17 protein-coding genes and 1 pseudogene are annotated in these 19,062 nt (G+C 60.3%); 12 read left to right on the forward strand and 6 right to left on the reverse strand.

The window, feature by feature from the left end; all coding sequences use genetic code 11:
* Window positions 1–60: 60 nt before the first annotated feature.
* The 12 genes from QFX16_RS01805 (at window position 61) to QFX16_RS01860 (ending at window position 14,694) form a co-directional block, all read left to right on the forward strand.
* Entirely contained in the window at window positions 61–1,470 is a 1,410-nt protein-coding gene (locus QFX16_RS01805; RefSeq protein ID WP_283182594.1) for an amino acid permease, read from the forward strand.
* Window positions 1,471–1,487: 17 nt separating this feature from the next.
* Window positions 1,488–2,693, forward strand: coding sequence for an imidazolonepropionase (hutI, locus tag QFX16_RS01810; protein WP_283182595.1), 1,206 nt, complete (start codon window positions 1,488–1,490; stop codon window positions 2,691–2,693).
* Window positions 2,694–2,703: 10 nt separating this feature from the next.
* Entirely contained in the window at window positions 2,704–3,507 is an 804-nt protein-coding gene (hutG, locus tag QFX16_RS01815) for an N-formylglutamate deformylase (protein WP_283182596.1), read from the forward strand.
* A gap of 254 nt (window positions 3,508–3,761) precedes the next feature.
* The gene (locus QFX16_RS01820) at window positions 3,762–4,709 is read left to right on the forward strand and encodes a choline ABC transporter substrate-binding protein (RefSeq protein WP_283182597.1); all 948 of its coding nucleotides are present in this window, start codon (window positions 3,762–3,764) and stop codon (window positions 4,707–4,709) included.
* Window positions 4,709–5,629 carry an alpha/beta hydrolase gene (locus QFX16_RS01825; RefSeq protein WP_283182598.1) on the forward strand — a complete coding sequence of 307 codons (921 nt, stop codon included), beginning with the start codon at window positions 4,709–4,711 and terminating at the stop codon, window positions 5,627–5,629. Before QFX16_RS01820 ends, QFX16_RS01825 begins: the two co-directional genes overlap by 1 nt.
* 113 nt (window positions 5,630–5,742) lie before the next feature.
* Window positions 5,743–6,714, forward strand: coding sequence for a prolyl aminopeptidase (gene pip / locus QFX16_RS01830; RefSeq protein ID WP_223431133.1), 972 nt, complete (start codon window positions 5,743–5,745; stop codon window positions 6,712–6,714).
* A complete protein-coding gene (gene dtd / locus QFX16_RS01835; RefSeq protein WP_008149496.1) occupies window positions 6,711–7,148 on the forward strand; it encodes a D-aminoacyl-tRNA deacylase in 438 nt (145 codons plus the stop codon). The genes pip and dtd overlap by 4 nt, the downstream gene beginning before the upstream one ends.
* A 321-nt stretch (window positions 7,149–7,469) precedes the next feature.
* Window positions 7,470–9,284 (forward strand): glucan biosynthesis protein G, encoded by a 1,815-nt coding sequence (locus QFX16_RS01840; protein ID WP_283182599.1) that lies wholly within the window; start codon window positions 7,470–7,472, stop codon window positions 9,282–9,284.
* The gene (gene mdoH / locus QFX16_RS01845) at window positions 9,277–11,847 is read left to right on the forward strand and encodes a glucans biosynthesis glucosyltransferase MdoH (RefSeq protein WP_283182600.1); all 2,571 of its coding nucleotides are present in this window, start codon (window positions 9,277–9,279) and stop codon (window positions 11,845–11,847) included. Before QFX16_RS01840 ends, mdoH begins: the two co-directional genes overlap by 8 nt.
* Window positions 11,848–12,071: 224 nt before the next feature.
* Entirely contained in the window at window positions 12,072–12,869 is a 798-nt protein-coding gene (locus QFX16_RS01850) for a transporter substrate-binding domain-containing protein (protein ID WP_283182601.1), read from the forward strand.
* 138 nt (window positions 12,870–13,007) lie between these two features.
* Window positions 13,008–13,967: an amino acid ABC transporter permease gene (locus QFX16_RS01855; RefSeq protein ID WP_283182602.1), complete on the forward strand. Its 960-nt coding sequence runs from the start codon at window positions 13,008–13,010 to the stop codon at window positions 13,965–13,967.
* Entirely contained in the window at window positions 13,960–14,694 is a 735-nt protein-coding gene (locus QFX16_RS01860; RefSeq protein ID WP_283182603.1) for an amino acid ABC transporter ATP-binding protein, read from the forward strand. Before QFX16_RS01855 ends, QFX16_RS01860 begins: the two co-directional genes overlap by 8 nt.
* Window positions 14,695–14,847: 153 nt before the next feature.
* Here QFX16_RS01860 and QFX16_RS29625 read toward each other — a convergent pair whose 3' ends face one another.
* The 6 genes and pseudogenes from QFX16_RS29625 to QFX16_RS01885 form a co-directional block, all read right to left on the reverse strand.
* Window positions 14,848–15,720, reverse strand: a complete 873-nt coding sequence (locus tag QFX16_RS29625) for a methyl-accepting chemotaxis protein (RefSeq protein WP_439900122.1) — start codon at window positions 15,718–15,720, stop codon at window positions 14,848–14,850.
* A pseudogene (locus tag QFX16_RS29630) lies at window positions 15,706–16,785 on the reverse strand (methyl-accepting chemotaxis protein); the annotation flags it as partial. The pseudogene QFX16_RS29630 and the gene QFX16_RS29625, both read right to left, overlap by 15 nt.
* 51 nt (window positions 16,786–16,836) lie before the next feature.
* On the reverse strand, window positions 16,837–17,544 hold the full coding sequence (locus tag QFX16_RS01870) for a 16S rRNA (uracil(1498)-N(3))-methyltransferase (protein ID WP_283182605.1): 708 nt from the start codon (window positions 17,542–17,544) through the stop codon (window positions 16,837–16,839).
* Window positions 17,541–18,335, reverse strand: coding sequence for a twin-arginine translocase subunit TatC (gene tatC / locus QFX16_RS01875; RefSeq protein WP_008025235.1), 795 nt, complete (start codon window positions 18,333–18,335; stop codon window positions 17,541–17,543). Before tatC ends, QFX16_RS01870 begins: the two co-directional genes overlap by 4 nt.
* Complete coding sequence (tatB, locus tag QFX16_RS01880) at window positions 18,332–18,766, reverse strand: Sec-independent protein translocase protein TatB (RefSeq protein WP_283182606.1); 435 nt, start codon at window positions 18,764–18,766, stop codon at window positions 18,332–18,334. The genes tatC and tatB overlap by 4 nt, the downstream gene beginning before the upstream one ends.
* Window positions 18,767–18,776: 10 nt before the next feature.
* Window positions 18,777–19,055, reverse strand: coding sequence for a twin-arginine translocase TatA/TatE family subunit (locus QFX16_RS01885; protein WP_283182607.1), 279 nt, complete (start codon window positions 19,053–19,055; stop codon window positions 18,777–18,779).
* Between the last annotated feature and the right edge of the window lie 7 nt (window positions 19,056–19,062).

The following is a 19,062-nucleotide window of genomic DNA, read 5'->3' on the forward strand; positions in this document are numbered from 1 at the left end:
TGGGAGCGAGCCTGCTCGCGATTCGATTCAACGTCGAATAAGAATAATTAAGGACGAGCAATGCAACAGTCAGAAAAGGGTTTGAAACGCGGGCTCTCTGCCCGACATATTCGCTTCATGGCGCTGGGGTCGGCAATCGGCACCGGGCTGTTTTACGGTTCTGCCTCGGCCATTCAAATGGCCGGTCCTGCGGTCCTGCTCGCTTACCTGATCGGTGGCGCAGCGGTGTTCATGGTCATGCGCGCCCTCGGAGAGATGGCGGTGCACAACCCGGTGGCCGGTTCTTTCGGCCACTACGCCAGCACCTACCTGGGTCCGATGGCGGGCTTCATCCTCGGTTGGACCTACGCGTTTGAAATGGTCATCGTCGGCATGGCCGACGTCACCGCGTTCGGTATTTACATGGGCTTCTGGTTTCCGGAAGTCGACCGCTGGATCTGGGTACTGGGCATCGTTTCGGTGGTCGGCGGCTTGAACCTGTGCAACGTCAAAGTCTTCGGCGAAATGGAGTTCTGGCTGTCGCTGCTCAAGGTCGCGGCCATCGTCGCGATGATCCTCGGTGGCTTCGGTATCATGCTGTTCGGCATCAGCACCGCGCCCGGTGCTCAGGCGACCGACATCAGCAATCTCTGGAGCCATGGCGGCTTCATGCCCAATGGCGTGGGCGGCCTGATCGCTTCGTTTGCGGTGGTGATGTTTGCGTTTGGCGGCATTGAAATCATCGGCGTGACGGCCGGTGAAGCCAAAGACCCGCAGCACGTGCTGCCCCGGGCGATCAATGCCGTACCGTTGCGTATCCTGCTGTTCTACGTGCTGACGATGTTCGTACTGATGTCGATCTTTCCATGGCAGCAGATCGGCAGCCAAGGCAGTCCATTCGTGCAGATCTTCGACAACCTGGGGATCAGCTCGGCGGCGACCATTCTCAATATCGTGGTGATCTCGGCAGCGGTGTCGGCGATCAACAGTGACATCTTCGGCGCTGGCCGCATGATGTACGGTCTGGCCCAGCAAGGGCATGCGCCCAAGGGCTTCGCCCGCTTGTCGCGCAATGGCGTGCCATGGATGACCGTGGTGGTAATGAGTGCCGCGCTGCTGCTGGGTGTGCTGCTGAACTACCTGATTCCGGAAAACGTATTTCTGTTGATCGCCTCCATCGCAACCTTTGCGACGGTGTGGGTCTGGTTGATGATTCTGTTCACCCAAGTGGCCATGCGTCGCTCCATGAGTGCCGAGCAGGTCGCCCAACTGAAATTCCCGGTGCCGTTCTGGCCCTATGCGCCAATGGCGGCGATTGCCTTCATGCTGTTCATCTTTGGCGTGCTGGGCTATTTCCCGGACACCCAGGCGGCTCTGATCGTCGGCGTGGTCTGGATTGTATTGCTGGTGCTGGCCTACCTGACGTGGGTGAAACCGGCGGCAGGCAAGGCAGTACCGGTGGAGCGGGAACCTTCTTTTACTCATCGATAACCTAACGGAGGCTACGGATGAAAACTCTCTGGCAACACTGCCACGTCGCAACCATGGCGCAAGGCGCCTACTCGATCATCGAGGATGCGGCCATCGTGACGTCAGGAGCGCACATTGAGTGGATAGGCCCACGCGCTGAACTGCCGTCGGGCGAGTACCCGGCAGTCAATGATCTTAAAGGGGCCTGGGTGACGCCGGGCCTGATCGACTGCCACACCCACACGGTGTTCGGCGGTAACCGCAGCGGTGAATTCGAGCAGCGTCTGCAAGGCGTCAGCTATGCAGAAATCGCAGCGGCCGGTGGCGGCATCGCCAGCACCGTGCGCGCCACTCGCGCGGCCACTGAAGACGAGCTGTTCGTCAGCGCCGCCAAGCGTCTGAAGAGCCTGATGCGCGACGGCGTGACCACGGTCGAAATGAAATCCGGCTACGGCCTGGACCTGGCCAGCGAACGCAAGATCCTGCGAGTCATCCGCCGTCTCGGCGCCGAGCTCCCGGTCAGCGTGCGCAGCACCTGCCTGGCCGCTCACGCCTTGCCGCCGGAGTACGCGGATCGTGCCGATGACTACATCGATCACATCTGCGCCGAGATGCTCCCGGCCCTGGCCGCCGAAGGGCTGGTGGATGCGGTAGATGCGTTCTGCGAGTACCTGGCGTTTTCGCCGGCGCAGGTCGAACGGGTGTTCATCACTGCGCAGGAACTCGGTTTGCCGGTGAAGCTGCACGCCGAACAGTTGTCGTCGTTACATGGTTCGAGTCTGGCGGCGCGTTACCACGCACTGTCGGCCGATCACCTGGAATTCATGACCGAAGACGACGCCATCGCCATGGCCAAGTCCGGCACCGTCGCAGTGTTGCTGCCCGGCGCCTTTTACTTCCTGCGGGAAACCCAATTGCCGCCGATGGAGGCCCTGCGCAAACACGGCGTGAAAATCGCCATTGCCAGCGACCTCAACCCAGGCACCTCGCCGGCGCTGTCGTTGCGTTTGATGCTGAACATGGCGTGCACCTGTTTCCGCATGACCCCGGAAGAAGCCTTGGCGGGTGCAACGATTCATGCCGCCACCGCGCTGGGCATGGCTGAAACTCACGGTTCGCTGGAAGTCGGCAAGTGTGCAGATTTCGTCGCCTGGCAAATCGATCGTCCGGCCGACCTGTCGTACTGGCTGGGCGGTGACCTGGAAAAACGCGTCGTGCGTCACGGCGTTGAAGTGAGCATTTAGGAGAACAGTTGTGGATAAGGTTCTGAACTTCAAACAAGGCCGCGTGCCGCTGCTGATCAGCATGCCCCACGCCGGCCTGCGCCTGACCCCGACGGTCGAAGCCGGGTTGATCCCCGACGCGAAAAGCCTGCCCGACACCGACTGGCATATCCCGCAGCTCTATGAATTTGCTGCCGAGCTGGGCGCCAGCACCTTGGCCGCCGAGTACTCGCGTTTTGTCATCGACCTGAATCGACCGTCCGACGACAAGCCTTTGTATGCCGGCGCGACCACCGGTCTGTACCCGGCGACGCTGTTCGACGGCATTCCGTTGTTCCGTGAGGGCATGGAGCCGTCAGCGGCGGAACGCGCGACTTACCTGGAGCAGATCTGGACGCCGTACCACAGCACTTTGCAGAACGAGCTGGCGCGACTGAAAGCCGAGTTTGGCTACGCATTGCTGTTCGATGCGCACTCGATCCGCTCGATCATTCCGCACCTGTTCGACGGCAAACTGCCGGACTTCAACCTCGGCACCTTCAACGGCGCCAGTTGCGATCCGCAGTTGGCCTCTGAGCTGGAAGCCATCTGCGCGCGCCACGGCGATTACAGCCATGTGCTGAACGGTCGCTTCAAGGGCGGCCACATCACCCGGCATTACGGCAATCCGGCCGAGAACATCCATGCCGTACAACTGGAGTTGGGCCAGTGCACGTACATGGAGGAGTTCGAGCCGTTCCGCTATCGCCCGGACCTGGCGGCGCCGACGCAGGTGGTGCTCAAGGAATTGCTGCAAGGGCTGCTGGCCTGGGGCGAGAAACACTACAGCGCATAACCCTTGTGGGAGCGAGCCTGCTCGCGAAGAGGGAGTATCAGTCGACATAAATGTTGTTTGATACACCGCCTTCGCGAGCAGGCTCGCTCCCACAGGTTGGTGTCCGTCTCGATACTTGATAGGGACAGTCGCCACCGTGCAAAACACGGTCGCTACAGTTCGCTTTTTCCCTCTCGGCGCTGCGTAATGTTCTGGGCACGGTGCACAAAGACACCGGCCCGACAATAATCCGCTGCCGCACGAGAACCTCCCCAATGAAAAGACTGTTTACCCGCTGTCTCTCAATCCTCTGCGGCACCGCTCTTCTGAGCACCAGCGTCCTGGCCAGTGACGACGCTTCCTGCAAGGCCGTGCGCATGGGCGTGGTCAACTGGACCGACGTGATCGCCACCAGTGGCATGGCCGATGTGCTGCTCAATGGCCTCGGTTACGAAAGCAAGCAAACCAGCGCCGTGCAGCAAATCATCTTCGCCGGCATCCGCGACAAGCGCCTCGACATCTTCCTCGGTTACTGGAAACCGGCGATGGACAAAAACATCGCCCCGTTTGTGGCTGCCAATCAGGTGAAGGTCATGGACAAGCCGAGCCTGGCTGACGCCCAGGCAACGCTCGCCGTACCGGAGTACGTCGCCGAAGCAGGCCTGAAAACTTTCGCCGATATCGCCAAATTCAAGGATCAACTCGGCGGCAAGATCTACGGCATCGAGCCGGGCAGCGGCGCCAACACCACCATCAAATCCATGATCGAGACCAATCACTTTGGCTTGAAGGATTTCAAGCTGACCGAGTCCGGTGAGGCCGGCATGCTTGCCGCCGTTCAGCGGGCGGTGAATCGCAAGGAGTTCGTGGTATTCGTCGGCTGGACCCCGCATCCGATGAACATCAACATGAAGATCGCCTACCTGACCGGCAGCGAAGACGTTTACGGCCCGAACGAGGGCGCCGCCACCGTCTCCACCGTGACCGCCCCGGACTACGCACAGCGCTGCCCGAATGTGAATCGCCTGCTGGAAAACCTGACCTTCACCGCGGCCCAGGAAAGCCAGTTGATGGTGCCGATCATGGAGCGCAAGACGCCTCAGGACGTCGCCAAACAATGGTTGCGCGATCATCCCGAGGATCTGCAGCGCTGGCTCGCCGGTGTCACCAGTTTTGATGGCAAGGATGGCGTGGCGACCGTTCAGACCAGTTTGAAACTTTGATGAGTTCCTATCCGTTATCCGAGCAAATGGCGGCTTTCGTCGGGAAAACCGTCAGCTACAACAGCACCGACAGCAGCCTCGCCGGTTTGCGTCAGGCCTACAGCGACATGTGCCGGGCGTTCACTCCGTCACGTCCCGCCGGGCTTTATGTGGTGGATTTCGAATTGGCCGGCGTGCCGGTGCGGTCTTATCAGCCGCCGGTTTCGCCACCGACCAGCGGTTGCCCGTGCATCGTGTATCTGCACGGCGGTGGGTGGGTGGTGGGGGATCTGGATTCCCACGACTTCATCTGCGCCGAACTGGCGTCGACGCTCGGTGTGCTGGTGATCGCCGTCGATTATCGGCTGGCGCCGGAGCATCCGTTTCCGGCGGCGTTCGAGGACTGTCTGGGTGTCTGGCGTGCGCTACGGACCGGGCCATTCCGGCTCGATCCTGAACGAACGCTGGTGGCCGGGGACAGCGCCGGTGGCAATCTTGCGGCTGCGTTGTGTTTGGCGTTGCGCGATGCGGGGGAGCCATTGCCGGCTGCGCAGGTGCTGATTTATCCGGGGCTGGGCGGTGATCACCGATTGCCGTCGCGCAGCGAATGCATCGATGCCCCCTTGCTCAGCAGTAGCGATCTGGATTGTTATCACGCCCTGTACTTGCGCGGCACTGGGCAGCCAGGGGCCTATGCGATGCCGTTGCTCGCCGAAGATTTCAGGGGCTTGCCGCCGGCTTTGATCGCCGTGGCGCAATTCGACCCGCTGCGCGATGACGGCGTGCTCTACGCCGAGCGACTGAACGCATCAGATGTGACAGCGACGCTTTACTACGGCGAGGGGTTGGTCCACGGCTGTCTGCGGGCTCGGGGGCAGGTCGCCGAGGTCGACGCACTCTATGAAACGCTGCTCGGCTATTTGTCTGAAAAAACGGGCTGAAAAACTCTGACTCTGCAAGGCATGCTCATTGGCGTAATTCGGGTTTATGATGCCGGACGGCAGAATAATAGAAGTCCCCCCAGGGATGACCTCGACCCCTTACGGAGCGCGCAATGCAGACTTTGTACCCGCAGATCAAACCCCACGCCCGGCACGATCTGGCCGTCGATGAAACCCACACGCTGTATGTCGACGAAAGCGGTTCGCCGGAAGGTTTGCCGGTTGTATTCATCCACGGCGGCCCCGGCGCCGGGTGTGATGCCCAGAGCCGCCGGTATTTCGATCCAAACCTGTATCGCATTGTGACCTTCGACCAGCGCGGTTGCGGTCGTTCCACGCCCCACGCCAGCCTGGAAAACAACACCACCTGGGATCTGGTCGCCGACCTTGAGCGAATTCGCCAGCACCTTGGCATCGACAAATGGGTGTTGTTCGGCGGTTCGTGGGGTTCGACCCTGGCGCTTGCCTACGCACAAACCCATCCGGAGCGTGTGCACGGTCTGATTCTGCGCGGGATTTTTCTCTGCCGTCCGCAGGAAATCGAGTGGTTCTACCAGTGTGGCGCCAGTCGTCTGTTCCCCGATTACTGGCAGGACTACATCGCGCCGATCCCGCTGGACGAGCGTGAAGACTTGCTCTCGGCTTTCCATAAACGCCTGGTCGGCAACGATCAGATTGCCCAGATGCACGCGGCCAAGGCCTGGTCCACCTGGGAAGGCCGGACCGCTACCCTGCGCCCGAACCCGATGGTGGTCGATCGTTTCTCCGAGCCACAGCGCGCGCTGTCCATCGCCCGCATCGAATGTCACTACTTCACCAACAATGCGTTCCTCGAGCCCAACCAGCTGATCCGCGACATGGGCAAGATCGCTCATTTGCCTGGCGTGATCGTCCACGGTCGCTACGACGTGATCTGCCCGCTGGATAACGCCTGGGAACTGCATCAGAACTGGCCGAACAGTGAATTGCAGGTGATCCGTGACGCCGGCCATGCCGCCTCCGAACCTGGCATTACTGACGCACTGGTTCGCGCCGCCAATCAGATGGCCCATCGTCTGCTCGACCTGGCCCCTGAAGAAGCATGAAGGGCCTGCTGCAACGCGTGCGTGGCGCGCGAGTCGAGGTAGCGGGGGAGGTGGTTGGCGCCGTTGATCAGGGTTTGCTGGTGCTGGTGGCGGTCGAGCCCGAGGATACTCGGGCCAGCGCCGACAAACTTCTGCAGAAGCTGCTTAACTATCGTGTGTTCAGTGACGCCGAGGGCAAGATGAATCTGTCCCTGGCGGATGTAGGCGGTGGGTTGCTGCTGGTCTCACAGTTCACCCTGGCCGCCGATACCAAGAGCGGGTTGCGCCCGAGTTTTTCGACCGCTGCCCCTCCGGCCCTTGGCGAGGAACTTTTCGACTATCTATTAGGCAAAGCGAAACAGGTGCATGGCACTGTGGCATCAGGTAGATTCGGCGCGGATATGCAGGTGCACCTGGTCAACGACGGCCCGGTAACCTTCCTGTTACAGACCTGAAAGCGCTTGAAACATGTTTTTAAGGGCTTTTCGACTGAAAACAGGGGTTTTTCGCGATAAATACTTTGTTACCCCTGATGCGTTGTAACGCGGCCTACTAGATAATCGCGCGCTACGGGGATCAGCGTTCGTTGGTCCATTTTGACTTAGGTAGAGACTTGTCCTGGACTTCTTGGGGAATCATTTAGCCCCATAGGAGTCGGAACAATGCTCGCCAACTTGGCAAGAGTGGTCTGTAGGGTCGGTTTTTCCATGCCGTTCTCCTCACAGGCTCTTTAACTGGCCGTTGGTTTTTTGATCTGTTTTCGGCGAGGGTTGCTCGTGATTGTTAGTCCCTGTAATGCACCAAAATTGTCTGCCAAACGGTTACGAAGCGCTCTGGTAGCGGGCTCTGCACTGCTCTGCCTGCTCAGCGCCGGTCAGCTTTGGGCATTCAATCTGGATGATGTATCGGTCAAAGCAAAAGAGCTGGCCGGGCAGAAGTACGAAGCTCCGCGCAGTAACCTGCCGAACGAGTTCCGCGAGATGAAATTCGCGGACTATCAAAAAATTCGCTTCCTGACCGAAAAAGCCGAGTGGGCCGATCAGAAGACCCCGTTCAAGCTGTCGTTCTATCACCAGGGTATGCATTTCGATACGCCGGTGAAAATCAACGAAATCACAGCTAACACCGTCGAAGAGATCAAATACGACCCAAGTCGTTTCGATTTCGGCGACGTGAAGTTCGATCCGAAAGCCACCGAGCAACTGGGTTATGCCGGTTTCCGTGTGCTTTACCCAGTCAACAAGGCTGACAAGCAAGACGAAATCATGACCATGCTCGGCGCGAGTTACTTCCGCGTTGTCGGCAAGGGTCACACCTATGGCTTGTCCGCTCGCGGCATGGCCATCGATACCGCGTTGCCGTCCGGCGAAGAATTCCCGCGTTTCACCGAGTTCTGGATTCAACAGCCAAAACCGGGTGACAAGCACCTGGTGATCTTCGCCCTGCTGGATTCGCCACGCGCTACCGGTGCCTATCGCCTGACCCTGCGTCCGGGCAGCGACACCGTTGTCGACGTCAAGGCCAAGATGTTCCTGCGTGACAAGGTCACCAAGCTTGGCGTTGCGCCGCTGACCAGCATGTTCCTGTTCGGCGCCAATCAGCCGTCGAAAGTGCTGAACTACCGTCGAGAACTGCATGACTCCAGCGGTCTGTCGATCCATGCCGGTAACGGCGAGTGGATCTGGCGCCCACTGAACAATCCGAAACACTTGTCAGTGAGCAATTTCTCGATCGAGAACCCGCGAGGTTTCGGCCTGCTGCAACGTGGCCGTGACTTCAGCCACTACGAAGACCTCGACGACCGCTACGACAAGCGCCCAAGTGCCTGGATCGAACCAAAAGGCGATTGGGGCAAGGGCTCCGTCGATCTGGTAGAGATTCCGACTGCCGACGAAACCAACGACAATATCGTCGCGTTCTGGAGTCCGGAAAAACTGCCTGAGCCTGGCCAGCCGCTGGACGTCGCTTATCGCATGCACTGGACCATCGACGAAGCTTCGCTTCACGCACCGGACAGCGCCTGGGTCCAACAGACCCTGCGTTCCACAGGTGACGTGAAACAGTCCAACCTGATCCGTCAGCCGGACGGCAGCGTTGCTTATCTGGTGGACTTCGAAGGCCCGTCCCTTGCGGCATTGCCGGAAGATACGGAGGTTCGTAGCCAGGTCAGCGTTGGCGAGAATGCCGAGCTGGTCGAGAACAGCGTACGTTACAACCCTGAAACCAAAGGCTGGCGCCTGACGCTGCGGATGAAAATCAAGGATCCGGGCAAGCCTACCGAGATGCGTGCTGCGCTGGTCAAGAACATCGTGACTGCCGACCTGGCCAAAACATCGTATCCGGCATCCAATTCTTCCGTCGCCAAGGCTGACAAGATTGCCGCTCGGCAGCAGGAGAAGCTGGACAAGGAAGCCAATCAAGCTGAGGCCAAGCAGGTTGAAGCCAAGCCAGCCGCAGATTCCAAGGACAAGGACAACAAAGACGCCAAGCAGCCTGTTGCTGCCGAGGCGGCCCCAGCCACACCGGAATCGGTACCGACTGAAGAAGTCCTGACCGAGACCTGGAGCTACCAGTTGCCTGCCGATGAGTAATTCTCAAGTACAGCCAGAGACTCTTGCCGAGTATCTGGCGCATCTGCCGATGACCGACCAGCAGCGCGCGGAACTCGCGGGCTGCCAGTCTTTCAGCGAATTGCATGAGCGCCTTTCGTCCTCGACGTTCGACGCGCCGACCGAGGCTGCTCAAGCTTCGGTGGGGCGTCGTTTGACGCTGAACACCGCCGAAGAACTGGCCGACGCTGAAATGCTGGTGCTCGACGCCAGCGGCCGGGTTTGCCTGCGGGCAACCCCGCCGATTCGTCGGACCAAAGTCGTGCCGGAGCCGTGGCGCACCAACATTCTGGTGCGTGGCTGGCGTCGTCTGACCGGTCGCACCAATCCGCCGGCCCCGCCGAAGGATGAAAATGTGCTGCCGGCGGCTCGCTGGCGCACCGTCGGTTCGATCCGTCGCTACATTCTGCTGATACTGATGCTCGGCCAGACCATCGTTGCCGGCTGGTACATGAAAGGCATCATGCCGTACCAGGGCTGGTCGTTCGTCGACCTCGATGAAGTCCTGCACCAGCCGTTCCTGCAAACCGTCACCCAAGTACTGCCGTATGCGCTGCAAACCAGCATCCTGATTCTGTTCGGGATTCTGTTCTGCTGGGTGTCGGCCGGTTTCTGGACCGCGTTGATGGGCTTCCTCGAGTTGCTCACAGGCCATGACAAATACCGCATTTCCGGTAAAAGCGCCGGTAACGAGCCGATCCCCACGGACGCGCGCACCGCACTGGTGATGCCGATCTGCAACGAAGACGTGCCGCGGGTGTTTGCCGGTTTGCGGGCGACCTTCGAGTCGGTTGCGGCCACGGGTAACCTGGATCGCTTCGACTTCTTTGTCCTCAGCGACAGTAACGACGCCGATATCTGCGTCGCCGAGCAACAGGCCTGGCTGGACGTCTGCCGTGAAGCCAAAGGCTTCGGCAAGATCTTCTATCGCCGCCGTCGCCGCCGCGTTAAGCGTAAAAGCGGTAACCTCGACGACTTCTGCCGTCGTTGGGGCGGTGATTACAAGTACATGGTCGTGCTCGACGCGGACTCCGTGATGAGCGGCGATTGCCTGACCAGTCTGGTGCGCTTGATGGAAGCCACCCCGGACGCCGGGATCATCCAGACCGCGCCACGCGCTTCGGGCATGGACACGCTGTATGCACGCATGCAGCAGTTCGCCACTCGCGTGTACGGTCCGCTGTTTACCGCCGGTCTGCACTTTTGGCAGTTGGGCGAATCCCACTACTGGGGCCACAACGCGATCATCCGCATGAAGCCGTTCATCGAGCACTGCGCCTTGGCGCCGTTGCCCGGTAAAGGCGCGTTTGCCGGTGCAATTCTGTCCCATGACTTCGTTGAAGCGGCGCTGATGCGCCGTGCCGGCTGGGGCGTGTGGATTGCCTACGACTTGCCGGGCAGCTACGAAGAATTGCCGCCGAACCTGCTGGACGAACTCAAGCGTGACCGTCGCTGGTGTCACGGCAACCTGATGAACTTCCGGTTGTTCCTGGTAAAAGGCATGCACCCGGTGCACCGTGCGGTGTTCCTGACGGGCGTGATGTCTTACCTGTCGGCGCCGTTGTGGTTCTTCTTCCTCGTGCTGTCGACGGCGCTGCTGGCGGTCAACACGCTGATGGAGCCGCAGTACTTCCTTGAGCCACGTCAGCTCTATCCGTTGTGGCCACAATGGCACCCGGACAAGGCGATTGCGCTGTTCTCGACCACCGTCGTGCTGCTGTTCCTGCCGAAGTTGTTGAGCATCATCCTGATCTGGGCCAAGGGCGCGAAAGAGTTCGGTGGCAAGTTCAAGGTGACGATGTCGATGCTGCTGGAGATGCTGTTCTCCATGCTGCTGGCACCGGTACGGATGATTTTCCACACCCGCTTCGTGCTCGCCGCGTTCCTCGGCTGGGCCGCGACCTGGAACTCGCCGCAACGTGACGACGATTCCACGCCATGGAGCGAAGCGGTCAAACGCCACGGTCCGCAAACCTTGCTGGGCTTTTTCTGGGCCCTGCTGGTGATCTGGCTGAACCCGAGCTTTCTCTGGTGGCTGGTGCCGATCGTCGGTTCGTTGATGCTGTCGATTCCGGTGTCGGTGATCTCCAGTCGAGTTGGCCTGGGCCTCAAGTCCCGTGACGAAAGCCTGTTCCTGATCCCTGAGGAATACAATCCGCCACAGGCGTTGGTGGCGACCGACCAGTACACCCACGAAAACCGTTGGCATGCGCTGAACGACGGCTTCGTCCGGGCAGTGGTCGATCCACAGCAGAACGCCTTGGCGTGCTCGCTGGCGACTTCACGCCACCGTGAGGCCGAGCCGATCGAATGGCTGCGGATCGAACGGGTGCGTCATGCGCTGAAAGCCGGGCCTGAAGGTCTGAACAACAATGAGCGCGTGCAACTGCTCAGTGATCCGGTGGCATTGGGTCGTCTGCATGAGCAGATCTGGAACGAAGCTCACCCCGAGTGGCTGGAAGCGTGGCGTAAATCGGTGAAAGCCGACCCCCATGCGCCGCTGTTGCCGCTCAAGCCGCTGAGTGTGCAGCCTCAGTTGGCCTGACAAAAAAACCCGCGAAAGCGGGTTTTTTTTTGCGCAGATGATCGTTCCCACGCTCTGCGTTTGAGCAACAAATCCTGTGTAAACCCTTGTGCAAACGAACGAGTGCGTTAGCATCCGTTCCCGAATTGGTGCGCCCGGACAACTTTCTGTTCGTATCTGCCGGTTTCCCAATGGAAACCCGCGGTTTGCGCGCCTCACAACGCGATGGTTTTGGGGACTTGATGATGAAGAAGTATCTCTCGATGCTGCTGGTCGGCGTCACGGCATTGGTTGCAGTCAACGCGGCGTACGCCGGTGCCATCGATGACGCGGTCAAGCGCGGCACGCTGAAAGTCGGCATGGACCCGACCTACATGCCGTTCGAAATGACCAACAAGCGCGGCGAGATCATCGGCTTCGAAGTCGACATTCTCAAAGCCATGACCAAGGCCATGGGCGTCAAGCTGGAGATGGTTTCCACCGGCTACGACGGCATTATCCCGGCCTTGCTCACCGACAAGTTCGACATGATCGGCAGCGGCATGACCCTGACCCAGGAGCGCAACCTGCGCCTGAACTTCAGCGAACCGTTCATCGTGGTGGGCCAGACCCTGCTGATCCGCAAGGAACTGGAAGGCACCATCAAGTCCTATAAAGACCTGAACACCGCCGACTACCGCATTACTTCCAAGCTTGGCACCACCGGCGAGATGGTGGCCAAAAAGCTTATCTCCAAAGCCACATACCACGGCTATGACAACGAGCAGGAAGCTGTGCTCGACGTGGTCAACGGCAAGGCCGACGCTTTCATCTACGACGCGCCCTACAACGTTGTGGCGGTGAACAAGGTTGGTGCCGGCAAACTGGTGTTCCTCGACAAGCCGTTCACCTACGAGCCGCTGGCCTTTGGTTTGAAGAAGGGTGACTACGACAGCATCAACTTCATCAACAACTTCCTGCGCCAGATCCACGAAGACGGCACTTACGATCGCATCCATGACAAGTGGTTCAAAGACACCGCTTGGCTCAAGGATATGGAATAAGGCCCGGTCAGCTAGACCGCGTCGCTCCATTCGCGGGCAAGCCTCGCTCCTACAGGGGGAACGCATTCCAAAGTAGGAGCGAGGTTTGCCCGCGAAGGCGGCCTCCTTGGCGACACAAATTTCGGAATCTGCTTACAGATGAAACAGAAAAAAGCCCAATGGCCGTGGCACGTATTAACCGTGCTGCTGCTGATCGGCCTGGCTGGCGCGTTGTATTACGCCACCTCGCTGATGTCCTACGAATGGCGCTGGAACCGTGTGCCGCAATACTTCGCCTATCACGCCGAAGAATCCCAGCGTGCCGCCGATATCTCCACCGTCAGCGAACTGGTGCGCAAGGGCGACAAGGCTGAAGTCACCCTGCGCAATGATGCCGGCGTCGAGCAACACCTGACCGTCGACGACAACAGCCTGCAAGTCGCCCAAGGTGATGACGTGGCCGAGGGCGATGTGATTGGCGTGACCCGCCATTGGGCCGCCGGACCGCTGATGTGGGGGCTCTGGACCACCTTATGGTTGTCCGTGATTTCAGGTGTGCTCGGTCTGCTGATCGGCCTGGCCACGGGCTTGTGCCGACTATCGAGCAACCCGACCCTGCGCGATCTCTCGACGATCTACGTCGAGCTTGTCCGCGGTACGCCGCTGCTGGTGCAGATCTTCATCTTCTACTTCTTCATCGGCACTGTGATGAACCTCTCCCGGGAGTTCGCCGGGATCGCCGCGCTGTCGCTGTTCACCGGTGCTTATGTGGCGGAAATCATCCGTTCCGGCGTTCAATCCATCGCCCGTGGCCAGAACGAAGCCGCGCGCTCCCTGGGCCTGAGCGCTGGTCAGTCGATGCGCCACGTGGTGCTGCCGCAAGCGTTCAAACGGGTGCTGCCACCGCTGGCCGGCCAGTTCATCAGTCTGGTCAAGGACACCTCGCTGGTGTCGGTGATCGCCATTACCGAGCTGCTCAAAAGCGGCCGCGAAGTCATCACCACCTCGTTCTCGCCGTTCGAAATCCTGTTCTGCGTGGCCGGTCTGTACCTGTTGATCAACCTGCCGCTGTCGAAAATCGCCAGCCGGCTTGAGCGGAGGCTCGCGCAAAGTGATTGAAGTCCGCGATCTGGTAAAAGTTTTCGACACCCGCGGCCACGTGGTTCGCGCGGTGGATAACGTCTCGACGCACGTGGCCAAGGGCGAAGTGCTGGTGGTGATCGGCCCGTCCGGTTCCGGCAAATCCACCTTCCTGCGCTGCCTCAACGGCCTGGAAGAGTTTGATTCTGGCTCGGTGAGCATCGACGGCTTGCAACTGGCCGACCCGAAAACCGATGTGAATGCCTACCGCCGCGAAGTCGGCATGGTGTTCCAGCATTTCAACCTGTTCCCGCACATGACCGTGTTGGAAAACCTCTGCCTGGCCCAGAAAGTCGTGCGCAAACGCGGCAAGAAGGAGCGCGAGGCCAAGGCCTTGGCGTTGCTGGAAAAGGTCGGTATTGCGCAGAAGGCCAACGAGTTTCCGTCGCGTCTTTCCGGCGGTCAGCAGCAGCGCGTGGCCATCGCCCGGGCACTGGCGATGGAACCGAAGGTCATGCTGTTCGATGAGCCGACCTCGGCGCTCGACCCGGAAATGGTCGGCGAAGTGCTGGACGTGATGAAAACCCTGGCGGTGGAAGGCATGACCATGGTTTGCGTCACCCACGAAATGGGCTTCGCCCGGGAAGTGGCGGATCGGGTGCTGTTCTTCGATCACGGCAAATTGCTGGAAGACGCTTCACCGGCCCAATTCTTCGATGCGCCGAAGGATCCACGGGCTCAGGCCTTCTTGCGGCAGGTCCTCTAACCTCAGCGCCGGCCTAAAAGCATCGCGGGCAAGCCTTGCTCCTACAGTTTGATGTTGTGCCCGATTCTTGCGGCAAACATCAAACTGTAGGAGCAAGGCTTGCCCGCGATTGCGTCACCTCGGTCCCAAGCGAGCCGATGTCATTGAATCGCCTTAAACCTTGAACCTGCCCACCAGCATCTGCAGATGCGTCCCCAGCCGTGCCAGCTCAACGCTGGACGCCGCGGTCTCTTCACTGGCTGCCGAGGTCTGCTCGGACACGTCGCGCACGTTCAGCACGCTACGGTTGATCTCTTCGGCCACCGCGCTCTGTTGTTCTGCCGCGGCGGCGATCTGCTGGTTCATCGACTGAATCGCCGAGACGGTGCGGGTAATGCTTTCCAGCGAGCCACCGGCGCGGCGGGTCAGTTCGACGCTGCTGTCGGTCAGGCTGCGGCTGTTGTCCATGATGGTCGCCACCTGCTGGGTGCCGGTTTGCAGGCCGACGATCAGCTCTTCGATTTCTTCGGTGGACTTCTGGGTACGCTGGGCCAGGCTGCGGACTTCGTCGGCGACCACCGCAAAACCACGTCCGGCCTCACCGGCACGGGCGGCTTCGATGGCGGCGTTGAGGGCCAGCAGGTTGGTTTGCTGGGCCACGGATTTGATCACGTCGAGCACGCTGCCGATCTTGTCGCTTTCGCGTTTGAGATGAGCCATGGCCTCGGTGGAGTTGCCGACTTCCTTGGCCAGGCGCTCGATCTGGGCGATGGCTTCGCCGACTACTTTGTCACCTTCGCGGGCCTGCTGGTCAGCGGCGACGGCGGCTTCGGACGCTTCTTCGGCGTTACGCGCGACTTCCTGCACGGTGGCGGTCATTTCGTTCATGGCGGTGGCTACCTGGTCGGTCTCGACCTTCTGGCTGTTGACCCCGGCGCTGGTCTGCTCGGTGACTGCCGACAGCTCTTCGGCGGCGCTGGCGATTTGCGTGACGCCGTCACTGATGCCGCCGATCAACTCGCGCAGGCCCAGGGTCATGCTCTGCATGGCGCGCTGTAGCTGACCGAGTTCGTCCTGACGCTCAGAGATAAGGTTTTGGGTCAGGTCACCGGCAGCAACGCGCTCTGCCACTTTGAGAGTCTGGCTCAGGGGAATCACGATCTGGCGAGTGATCGCCCAAGCGGCAAGCAGGCCGAAGGCGAGCGCCAGGACGGTGGCCAGCAGCAGCAGGTTTTTGGCATGCGCGGCGTCAGTGTTACGGACGATGGTTTGCGACACGGTGAGTTTTTTGCTGACGTCGAGCAGGATGTCGCCTTGTACGGCCATGCGTTTTAGCGCAGCGGCGCTGGCAACCTGAGAGTCGCGGAACTGGCCGACGGCGGCGCGATAGGCTTTGAGCGAGTCAGTGGCCTGTTGCAGGTTGGCGATGTGCTGTTCAGGCAGTTTGGAGGGCAGGCTTTCGAGGTTTTTCAACGCGTTGTCGATGGCGTCCAGAGCGGGTTGCTCGGCCTCGGTTTTGCCGCTGTAGGTATAACCGCGAACCTGGAAGCGCGCTTGCTGGATCAGTTTGCTCAAGTCGATCACGCTGTTGAAATCGGCGACGCTGTCACCTTGCAGCATGGATTTTTCGACTTCGGCGACACGGGCCGCGGCGTTGTCGGCGGTTGCGCCGAGTTTGCCGCGGGCGTCTTCGCGGTTGGCGCCGGCCTGGGTCATGGCCGTGAAGGCTTGTTTGTACTCACTGACGGCAGCCAGTTGCTGGTCGATCATCGCCACGTCGGCCGGTTGTTCGATCAGCGTGCGCGCGGTTTTCAGGCCGGTATCGAGTTGGCCAAGCAGGTCGTTGACCGCACCGGGGCCTTGGTCGCCACGACGCATTTCGTAATCCAGACGGGCCAGGCGCAGGTCTTTGGTCAGGTCATTGAGGCTGGCAATAAACCCCAGCTTATCGCCGCGACTCATCACACCGCTCAGGCCGGTCCAGCCGGTGAAGGTTATCAACAAGGTAAGCAGCAGCACCAGACCGAAGCCGACACCCAGTTTGCGATTGACGCTGACGTTCCCCAGTTTCTCGGCTAGCCATCGGTACATGCTGCAACTCCCTCGAACCATTCGTTGGTTTTATGGGAGTTGTATCGGCAGGCGGGCGGGAATCTGTAGGTTTTAGAAGAGACGGGCGAGTAGCGCAGTGACAGCGGTTTCGACCCGCAGGATACGGTCGCCGAGCTGCACCGGTTGCAGACCGGCCTTGCCGAGCAGGTCGATTTCGTAAGGAATCCAGCCACCTTCGGGGCCGATGGCCAGGGTCACCGGTTCGGCCAGGCCGCGAGGACAGGGCGGATAATGGCCGGGATGGCCAACGAGGCCGAGGGTACCGTCGGTGATCGCCGGCAGACGGTCTTCGACGAACGGCTTGAAGCGCTTCTCGATGACGACTTCCGGCAGCACGCTGTCCCGGGCCTGTTCCAGGCCGAGGATCAACTGCTCGCGAATCGCCTCGGGCTCCAGAAACGGCGTTTGCCAGAAGCTCTTCTCGACGCGATAGCTGTTCACCAAAATGATTCGGGGCACACCCATGGCCGCCACGGTCTGAAACACCCTGCGCAGCATTTTCGGCCGTGGCAGCGCCAACACCAAGGTCAGCGGCAGCTTGGCCGGTGGTGGCTGGTCGAGAGTGACGCGCAACTCGGCTTCATCGGCGTCCAGGCGCAGCAGTTCGGCCGAGCCCATCAGCCCGCCGATACGCCCGACCCGCAGGCTGTCGCCGACAACCGAACGGTGGACTTCCTGCATGTGCGTCAACCGGCGATCACGCAGGATCGCCCGGTCGGCCGCAATGAAGTCGGCCTCTTCGAGAAGCAGCAGGTTCACGCTTGGGTCGCTGGCGGCTGGTCGTTGTGATCGTCGACCGGCTGGTCGTCCGGATGATCGCCGCGCTTGCTGATCAGGCCACCGAACAGGATGCCGATTTCAAACAGCAGCCACATCGGTACGGCCAACAGTGTCTGCGAGAAGATGTCCGGTGGCGTCAGGATCATGCCGACCACGAAGCAGCCGATGATCACGTACGGGCGGATTTTCTTCAGGTATTTGACGTCGACCACGCCGATCCACACCAGCAGCACCACGGCCACCGGGATCTCGAACGCCACGCCGAAGGCGAAGAACAGCGTCATGACGAAGTCGAGGTAGCTGCTGATGTCGGTCATCATCTCCACGCCGGCCGGGGTGGCGGCGGCGAAGAATTTGAAGATCAGCGGGAACACCAGGTAATAGGCGAACGCCATGCCGGCGTAGAACAGCATGATGCTCGATACCAGCAAGGGCACGGCGATGCGTTTTTCATGTTTGTACAAGCCTGGCGCAATGAAGCCCCAGATCTGATGCAGGATCACCGGGATCGCCAGGAACAGCGACACCATCATGGTCAGCTTCAGTGGAGTCAGGAACGGCGACGACACGTCGGTGGCGATCATCGTCGCGCCCACTGGCAGGTATTGGCGCAGCGGCGTGGAGACGAAGGTGTAGATCTGCTGGGTGAAGGCAAACAACCCGGCGAAGATGATGAAGATCGCCGCTACACAGCGCAGCAGACGGGTACGCAACTCAGTGAGGTGCGAAACCAGCGGCATGTGCTGGTCATTTTCGGGGAGATCGCTCATGAGACTCGCGGCGGCAAAGTGGTGTCGTGAGGAGCCGGCGTTGACGGCACGGCGGCAGGAGCAACAGGTTCAACGGGTGCAGGTTCTACCGCGGCTACAACCGGGGCAGGTTCCGCTGCCATCGGAGCATGAATCGTTTGCTCCGCCACAGGTTCAACCGGCTGAACCGGCGTGGCTTCTTGCTGAGTCGGCGTGAAAATCTTCCGCGCCTCCTGCTCAAGCGACAGAATGTGCTCGTTATGCAGCTGCCGACGAATCTCGTCGGCACCGATTTCACGTTCAACTTCCTGTTTGATCGCGTTGAAGCTGCGCTTCAGACGGCCGACCCACAGGCCTGCGGTGCGCGCAGCACCCGGCAGACGCTCGGGGCCCAGCACCAGCAGGGCTACGAGGCCGACGAGCAGCAGTTCAGAGAAGCTGATACCAAACATTAGTCAGTGCTCACACGTCTTTGCGGATCGGCTCTTCGACTTTTTGCGCCTGCACGTCGATGGTGTGCGGCTGGTTCACGGACTGTGTGGTCTGTGGCTGAGCGGGTGGAACCGGTTGAGCCGGTGTTACCGTCGGGTCGGCTGGCTTGTCTTCATCGTTCATGGCTTTGCGAAAGCCCTTGATCGACTCACCCACGTCAGTGCCGAGGTTTTTCAGTTTCTTGGTGCCGAACACCAGCACGACAACAACCAGGATGACGATCCAGTGTTTCCAGTCAAAAATGCCCATGTCGCTG

This window comes from Pseudomonas svalbardensis, from assembly GCF_030053115.1.
Taxonomy (GTDB): Bacteria; Pseudomonadota; Gammaproteobacteria; order Pseudomonadales; family Pseudomonadaceae; genus Aquipseudomonas; species Aquipseudomonas svalbardensis.

Coding starts and splice junctions, on each gene's coding strand:
- tatC (WP_008025235.1), bottom strand. CDS start 18,335: ATGAGCGATCTCCCCGAAAATGACCAGCACATGCCGCTGGTTTCGCAC.
- QFX16_RS29625 (WP_439900122.1), bottom strand. CDS start 15,720: ATGCAGAGCATGACCCTGGGCCTGCGCGAGTTGATCGGCGGCATCAGT.
- QFX16_RS01850 (WP_283182601.1), top strand. CDS start 12,072: ATGAAGAAGTATCTCTCGATGCTGCTGGTCGGCGTCACGGCATTGGTT.
- QFX16_RS01825 (WP_283182598.1), top strand. CDS start 4,709: ATGAGTTCCTATCCGTTATCCGAGCAAATGGCGGCTTTCGTCGGGAAA.
- mdoH (WP_283182600.1), top strand. CDS start 9,277: ATGAGTAATTCTCAAGTACAGCCAGAGACTCTTGCCGAGTATCTGGCG.
- QFX16_RS01820 (WP_283182597.1), top strand. CDS start 3,762: ATGAAAAGACTGTTTACCCGCTGTCTCTCAATCCTCTGCGGCACCGCT.
- QFX16_RS01805 (WP_283182594.1), top strand. CDS start 61: ATGCAACAGTCAGAAAAGGGTTTGAAACGCGGGCTCTCTGCCCGACAT.
- hutI (WP_283182595.1), top strand. CDS start 1,488: ATGAAAACTCTCTGGCAACACTGCCACGTCGCAACCATGGCGCAAGGC.
- pip (WP_223431133.1), top strand. CDS start 5,743: ATGCAGACTTTGTACCCGCAGATCAAACCCCACGCCCGGCACGATCTG.
- tatB (WP_283182606.1), bottom strand. CDS start 18,766: ATGTTTGGTATCAGCTTCTCTGAACTGCTGCTCGTCGGCCTCGTAGCC.
- QFX16_RS01855 (WP_283182602.1), top strand. CDS start 13,008: ATGAAACAGAAAAAAGCCCAATGGCCGTGGCACGTATTAACCGTGCTG.
- QFX16_RS01885 (WP_283182607.1), bottom strand. CDS start 19,055: ATGGGCATTTTTGACTGGAAACACTGGATCGTCATCCTGGTTGTTGTC.
- dtd (WP_008149496.1), top strand. CDS start 6,711: ATGAAGGGCCTGCTGCAACGCGTGCGTGGCGCGCGAGTCGAGGTAGCG.